Origin of the sequence: Kineococcus glutinatus, assembly GCF_039542765.1 — a bacterium.
GTDB classification, from domain to species: Bacteria; Actinomycetota; Actinomycetes; order Actinomycetales; family Kineococcaceae; genus Kineococcus_A; species Kineococcus_A glutinatus.
The window spans coordinates 1-6,406 of the sequence record NZ_BAABIL010000685.1 but is presented as its reverse complement, the minus strand read 5'-3'; the positions used below and the strand labels follow the sequence as shown (position 1 = coordinate 6,406).

Here is a 6,406-nt window from a genome sequence, read left to right as displayed (position 1 = left end):
GGCCGTGCCCGGCGTGCCGGCGGCGGGCGTGGTGCCGCTGGCCGCCGACGTCACCGACCCGGTCCTGGTGCGCGCCGCCGTCGCCGAGGCCGCCGGTGGCGCCGAGCCGCTGCGGGTCGTCGTCAACTGCGCCGGCATCGCCCCGGCCGCGCGGGTCCTCGGCCGCACCGGCCCCCACGACGTCGCCCTGTTCCGCCGCGTCCTCGACGTCAACCTCGTGGGCACCTTCACCGTCGTCGTGGCCGCCGCGGAGGCCGTGGCGGCCACGGAGGCGGACGCCGACGGGCAGCGCGGGGTGGTCGTCAACACCGCCTCCGTCGCCGCCTTCGACGGGCAGGTGGGCCAGGTGGCGTACGCGGCCTCCAAGGCGGCGGTCGCGGGCATGACGCTGCCGCTGGCCCGCGACCTGGCCTCCGCCGGCATCCGCGTGCTCACCATCGCCCCCGGCGTCGTGGACACCCCGATGCTCGCCGGCGTCGGGGAGCCCGCACGGGAGGCGCTGGCGGCGGCGGTGCCCTTCCCGCGCCGGCCGGCCCGGCCGGCGGAGTTCGCGCAGCTCGTCGCGGCGCTCGTCGAGCACGACTACCTCAACGGGGAGACCGTCCGCATGGACGGCGCCCTGCGGATGCCGCCGCGGTGATCGTGGGCGACGGCGCGGGGGACGTGGCGGAGGTGCCCGCCGACGTGACGCTGCGGCGCCACCTCGGCTCGAGCAGGCGCCTGGCCGCGCTGGCCCGCGCGGAGGCGCAGCTGGCCCCGCTGGAGGACGAGCTGGACGCCCTGGCCCGGCTGGCCGCGGCCGCCGCGGGCACGGACGTCGGGCTGGTCAGCCTCGTCGAACCCGGCGGGCAGGTGTGCATCGGGCGCAGCTGCGCCGACCTGCCGCGCCGCCCGCCGCTGCCCGCCGACCTGCTGCGCTGCGCGCACGTCGTCGTGGCGCGACGGCCGGCGCTGGTGCCCGACTGCGCCGAGGACCCGTGGTTCGCGGCGCACCCGTCGGAGCTGGCGCGGGCGGTGCGCGCCTACGCGGGCGTGCCGGTGGCCGACGCCGACGGGGAGGTCGTGGGCACGGTGTGCGCGGTGGACTCCCGGCCGCGCCCCGACCTCGGTGCGCACCTGGACGCCCTCACCGACGTGGCGCGGCAGGTCTCGGCGCTGCTGGTGGCGGGGCGCCGGCAGGCCGAGCAGGGCGCGCAGCGGCGGGTGCTGGCGGCGGTGGCGGCGGGGCGCCCGCTGCCGGCGGTGCTGCAGGTGCTGACCGCCGAGGTGGAGACCCTGCTGGGGGCGGGGGCGCGCTGCACGGTGCTGCTCGACACCGACCGGGACCGGCTGCCGGCGCCGGCGGCCGCCGCGCTGCCCGTGCTGCGCCCGGACGAGCGCCCGGTGGGGACGCTGGCGTTGTTCCGCGCCGGGGCCGCGGAGCCCTCGCCCTCGGAGTGGGCGACGCTGCGCGACTTCCGCGACCTGGCGGCGCTGGCGGTGCAGCGTTCCCGGGCGCAGTCGGAGCTGACGCGGCTGGCCACCCGCGACACGGTGACGGGCCTGCTGAACCGCGCCGCGTTCCTGGCCGGGGCCGACGAGGCGGTCTCCCGCCCCCCGCTGCCGGGTCGCACGCACGTCCTGCTGCTGGCCGACGTGGACCGCTTCACGGTGCTCAACGACTCCCTCGGCCAGGCCGCGGGGGACGCCTACCTGGGCTCGGTCGCGCACGAGCTGCGGGCCCGGCTGCGCCCGCACGACCTGGTGTGCCGCTACGCCGGGGACGCGTTCGCGGTCCTGACCCGCGACGTCGCGGTGCCCGACGTGCCGGCCCTGCTGGAGCGGGCCGCGGCGGCGTTCGCGCAGCCGGTCCGGCTCGCGGGCCACGAGCTGGTGCTGACGGCGAGCGTGGGCGCGGCCACGAGCGACCTGACGGGGCCGCGGGTGGAGGCGCTGGTGCGCGACGCCGACCTGGCGATGCACGCGGCGAAGGCGGCGGGCCGGGCCCGGGTGCGGGTCTGCGACGCGGCGCTGCAGGCGGAGGCGCGCTCCCGCAGCGACGTGCTGCTGGCGCTGCGGGAGGCGCTGGCGGCGGGGCGCACCACCGTGGCCTACCAGCCGGAGGTGGACCTGGAGACGGGGGTGCTGCTCGGCGTGGAGGCGCTGTGCCGCTGGGACCGGCCGGGGCACGGGCCGGTCAGCCCGGCCGACTTCGTGCCGCTGGCGGAGGGCGCGGGCCTGGTGGAGGAGCTCGGGGAGCGCGTGCTGGCCACGGCGGTGGCGGACCTGGCCTCCTGGCGCGCGCAGCTGCCGGCGGCGCGGGAGGTCGCGGTGTGGGTGAACGTCTCCGCGCACCAGCTCGGCGACCGGCGGCTGGTGGACGTCGTGGACTCCCTGCTGCGCCGCCACGGCCTGCCGCCGGGCTGCCTGGGGCTGGAGGTCACCGAGAGCGCGGTGATGGCCGACCCGGAGACGGCCCGGGCGGCGCTGGGTGCGCTGCGCGCGCTGGGGGTGCGCATCGCGATCGACGACTTCGGCACGGGCTACTCCAGCCTCAGCGCGCTGAAGCGGCTGCCGGTGGACCTGCTGAAGATCGACCGCTCGTTCGTGCGGGGGCTGCCCGCGGACGGCTCGGACCGCCAGATCGTCGCGGCGATCGTCGCGATGGGCGGGGCGATGGGGCTGCCGGTGCTCGCGGAGGGGGTGGAGACGCCGGAGCAGCGCAGCGCGCTGCTGCGCCTGGGGTGCGGCCGGGGCCAGGGGTTCGAGCTGGGCGCCCCGCAGCCGGCCGCGGCGCTGCGGGCGCTGCTGGCGCGCTGAGGGGTCCCGCCGGCCGGGCGGTGCTCAGCGCCCCTCCAGCCGGGTGAGGTCGGCGCGGCAGCGCACCTGCAGCTCGTCGAGCTCGGCGAGGGTCTGGGCGAGGTCCCGCTGGCGCTGCAGCAGGTCGGCGCGGCGCCGCTCGACCTGCTGCAGCAGGTAGCGCAGCTGCCCGGCCTCCCCCGGTTCGGCGTCGTACATGTCGATGATGGTGCGGATCTCCTCCAGGGAGAACCCGAGCCGCCGCCCGCGCAGGACGAGCGCCAGGCGCACCCGGTCGCGGGCGGTGAAGACGCGCTGGCTGCCGAGCCGCTGCGGGGTGAGGAGGCCGCGGTCCTCGTACCAGCGGATGGTGCGCAGCGTGACGCCGAACTCGGCGGCGAGCTCGGTGATGGTCCAGGTCCGCGACCGCGCGTCCGCGGCTGCCGTGCCGTCCACGCCTCCCGCCCTCCCGCCGGTCTTGCCCACCGGCCGATTCGTGCTTACGTTGACGTAAGCGGCAGCGTAGCCGCCGCGCGGAGGGCCGGCAGGTCCCCGCGCCGCCCGGGAGGAGACCGCGATGCCCCTCGCGCCCACCCCCACCCCCAGCCCGGAGCCCCCCTCCCCCGCGGCGTCCGTCCGCGCGCTCGCCGCGGACCTGCACGAGCGCCTCGCCCGCGCCCGGGCCGGCGGCCCGGAGGCGGCGCGCGCCCGGCACACCGCCCGCGGCAAGCTGCTGCCCCGCGAGCGCGTCGAGCGCCTCCTCGACCCCGGCTCGCCGTTCCTGGAGCTGTCCCCGCTGGCCGCCACCGGGATGTACGGGGACGCCGTGCCCGCCGCGGGCATCGTCACCGGTGTCGGCCGGGTCGCGGGGCGGCTGTGCGTCGTCGTCGCCAACGACGCCACCGTCAAGGGCGGCACCTACTACCCGGTGACGGTGAAGAAGCACCTGCGCGCCCAGGAGGTCGCCGAGGCCAACCGGCTGCCCTGCCTGTACCTCGTCGACTCCGGCGGGGCCTACCTGCCGCTGCAGGACGAGGTCTTCCCCGACCGGGACCACTTCGGGCGCATCTTCCGCAACCAGGCCCGGATGTCCGCCGCCGGCATCCCGCAGCTGGCCGCCGTCCTCGGCTCCTGCACCGCCGGCGGCGCGTACGTGCCGGCCATGTCCGACGAGTCCGTCATCGTCGCCGGGCAGGGCACGGTGTTCCTCGCCGGCCCGCCGCTGGTGCGCGCCGCCACCGGCGAGGTCGTCGGCGCGGAGGAGCTCGGCGGCGGCGAGGTGCACGCCGGCACCTCCGGCGTCGTCGACCACCTCGCCCGCGACGACGCCGAGGCCCTCGACGTGCTGCGCGCCGCCGTCGCGACGCTGCCCCGCCCCGAACCCGTGCTGCAGCAGGCCGAACCGGTCGAGCCCGACCGCGACCCGGAGGGGGTCTACGACGTCGTCCCGCCCGACCTGCGCACCCCCTACGACGTGCGCGAGGTCCTGCGCCACGTCGTCGACGCCTCGCGGTTCCAGGAGTTCAAGGCCCGCTACGGCACGACGCTCGTCTGCGCGTTCGCCCGCATCTGGGGCTACCCGGTGGGGATCGTGGCCAACGACACCGCCACCGCCGGCGGGGTGCTGTTCTCCGAGTCGGCGCTCAAGGGCGCGCACTTCGTGCAGCTGTGCGGCGCCCGCGGCATCCCGCTGGTGTTCCTGCAGAACGTCACCGGGTTCATGGTGGGCCGGGAGCACGAGCGGCGCGGCATCGCCAAGGACGGCGCCAAGCTCGTCACGGCCGTGGCGTGCACGCCGGTGCCCAAGTTCACCGTCCTGCTCGGCGGGTCGTTCGGCGCGGGCAACTACGGGATGTGCGGGCGGGCGTTCGACCCGCGGTTCCTGTGGTCCTGGCCCACCGCGCGGATCTCCGTGATGGGCGGGGAGCAGGCCGCGGCCGTGCTCGCCACCGTGCGCCGCGAGGGCGTCGAGGCCGCCGGCGGCACGTGGAGCGCGGAGCAGGAGGAGGAGTTCAAGCGGCCGGTGCGCCGGCAGTACGAGGAGCAGGGCTCGCCGTACCACGCCACCGCCCGGTTGTGGGACGACGGGGTGATCGACCCCGCCGACACCCGCCGCGTCCTGGGGATGGGCCTGGAGATCGCCGCGTGCGCACCGCTGCCCGCCCCCTCCTACGGCACGTTCCGGATGTGAGGGCGGTGGTGGACGTGGACCCCGTGGTGAAGCCCGTGGTGGCGCCCCCGGCGCGGTTCGGCTCCCTGCTCGTCGCCAACCGCGGCGAGATCGCCGTCCGCGTGCTCCGCGCCGCCCGCGCCGCCGGGTTGCGCACCGTGGCGGTGCACTCCGACGCCGACGCGGACGCCCCGCACGTCGCCGAGGCCGACACCTCCGTCCGGCTGGGCCCGGCACCCGCCGCGCGGTCCTACCTGTCGGTGCCCGCGCTGCTGGAGGCCGCCCGGGTCACCGGCGCGCAGGCCGTCCACCCCGGCTACGGGTTCCTCTCCGAGGACGCCGGTTTCGCCCGGGCCTGCGCGGACGCCGGGCTGGTGTTCGTCGGCCCCCCCGCCGACGTCGTGGAACGGCTGGGCCGCAAGGACTCCGCCCGCCGGACCGCGCTGGCCGCCGGGGTCCCCACCGCCCCCGCGCTGGCCGTCGCCGGCTCGGCCGACCCCCGCGCGGTCACCGCCGAGGCGCTCGCGGAGGTGGGGCTGCCGCTGCTGGTCAAACCCAGCGCCGGCGGCGGCGGCAGGGGGATGCGGGTGGTGCGGGACGCCGCCGCGCTGCCCGGCGCGCTGCAGGACGCGCGGCGGGAGTCGCTGGCGGCCTTCGGCGACGACGCGGTGCTGCTGGAGCGCTGGGTCGAGCGGGGCCGCCACGTCGAGGTGCAGGTGCTCGCCGACACCCGCGGCAACGTCGTCCACCTCTTCGAGCGCGACTGCTCCGTGCAGCGCCGCCACCAGAAGGTCGTGGAGGAGGCGCCCGCGAGCACGGTGCCCGAGCACGTGCGCCGGGTGCTGCGCGAGGCGGCGGTGCGGCTGGCCCGGCACGTCGGCTACGTCGGCGCGGGCACGGTGGAGTTCCTCGTCGACGGCGAGCGGGTGCACTTCCTGGAGGTGAACACCCGCCTGCAGGTCGAGCACCCCGTCACCGAGCTCGTCACCGGCCTGGACCTCGTGCGGCTGCAGCTGGACGTCGCCCGGGGGCTGCCCCTGCCGTTCGGGCAGGACGACGTGGTCTGCACCGGGCACGCGATGCAGGCGCGCGTCTACGCCGAGGACCCCGCGGCCGGGTTCCTGCCGCAGGCGGGCACCGCCGGCACGGTGCGCTGGCCGGCGCGCGCCCGCGTCGACGAGGCGCTGCGCCCGGGTCAGCGGGTCGGCACCGACTACGACCCGCTGCTGGGCAAGGTCGTCGTGCACGGGCCGGACCGCGAGGGTGCGCGGCTGGCGCTGGTGGCGGCGCTGGACGACACGGCCGTCACCGGGGTCGGCGTGAACACCGGGTTCCTGCGCCGGCTGGCCGCCTCCGCCCGGTTCCGGGACGCGGTGATCGACACCGCGTGGCTGGACCGGGTCCCCGACCCGTTCCCCCGCGGGGACGTCGCCGCCGCCCGCTGCGCCGCGGCGGTGC

Annotated in this window: 5 protein-coding genes; 4 read left to right on the top strand and 1 reads right to left on the bottom strand. The window is 78.0% G+C overall.

What is annotated here, in order from left to right; genetic code table 11:
* Window positions 1–640, top strand: a 640-nt coding sequence (locus tag ABEB16_RS20145; RefSeq protein WP_345713979.1) for an SDR family NAD(P)-dependent oxidoreductase, incomplete at its 5' end; no start/stop codon positions are given.
* A complete protein-coding gene (locus ABEB16_RS20140; RefSeq protein ID WP_345713978.1) occupies window positions 637–2,799 on the top strand; it encodes a putative bifunctional diguanylate cyclase/phosphodiesterase in 2,163 nt (720 codons plus the stop codon). The genes ABEB16_RS20145 and ABEB16_RS20140, both read left to right, overlap by 4 nt.
* Window positions 2,800–2,823: 24 nt before the next feature.
* Here ABEB16_RS20140 and ABEB16_RS20135 read toward each other — a convergent pair whose 3' ends face one another.
* Window positions 2,824–3,234, bottom strand: coding sequence for a MerR family transcriptional regulator (locus tag ABEB16_RS20135; protein ID WP_345713977.1), 411 nt, complete (start codon window positions 3,232–3,234; stop codon window positions 2,824–2,826).
* 121 nt (window positions 3,235–3,355) lie between these two features.
* Between ABEB16_RS20135 and ABEB16_RS20130 the strand changes: the two genes are divergently transcribed.
* Both ABEB16_RS20130 and ABEB16_RS20125 read left to right on the top strand, forming a co-directional pair.
* Entirely contained in the window at window positions 3,356–4,969 is a 1,614-nt protein-coding gene (locus ABEB16_RS20130) for a carboxyl transferase domain-containing protein (RefSeq protein ID WP_345713976.1), read from the top strand.
* Window positions 4,966–6,406, top strand: a 1,441-nt coding sequence (locus ABEB16_RS20125; protein ID WP_425560270.1) for an acetyl-CoA carboxylase biotin carboxylase subunit, incomplete at its 3' end; no start/stop codon positions are given. The genes ABEB16_RS20130 and ABEB16_RS20125, both read left to right, overlap by 4 nt.

Bases quoted from the DNA above. Each gene is read 5' to 3' on its own strand.
- ABEB16_RS20130 (WP_345713976.1), top strand. From the start codon at position 3,356: ATGCCCCTCGCGCCCACCCCCACCCCCAGCCCGGAGCCCCCCTCCCCC.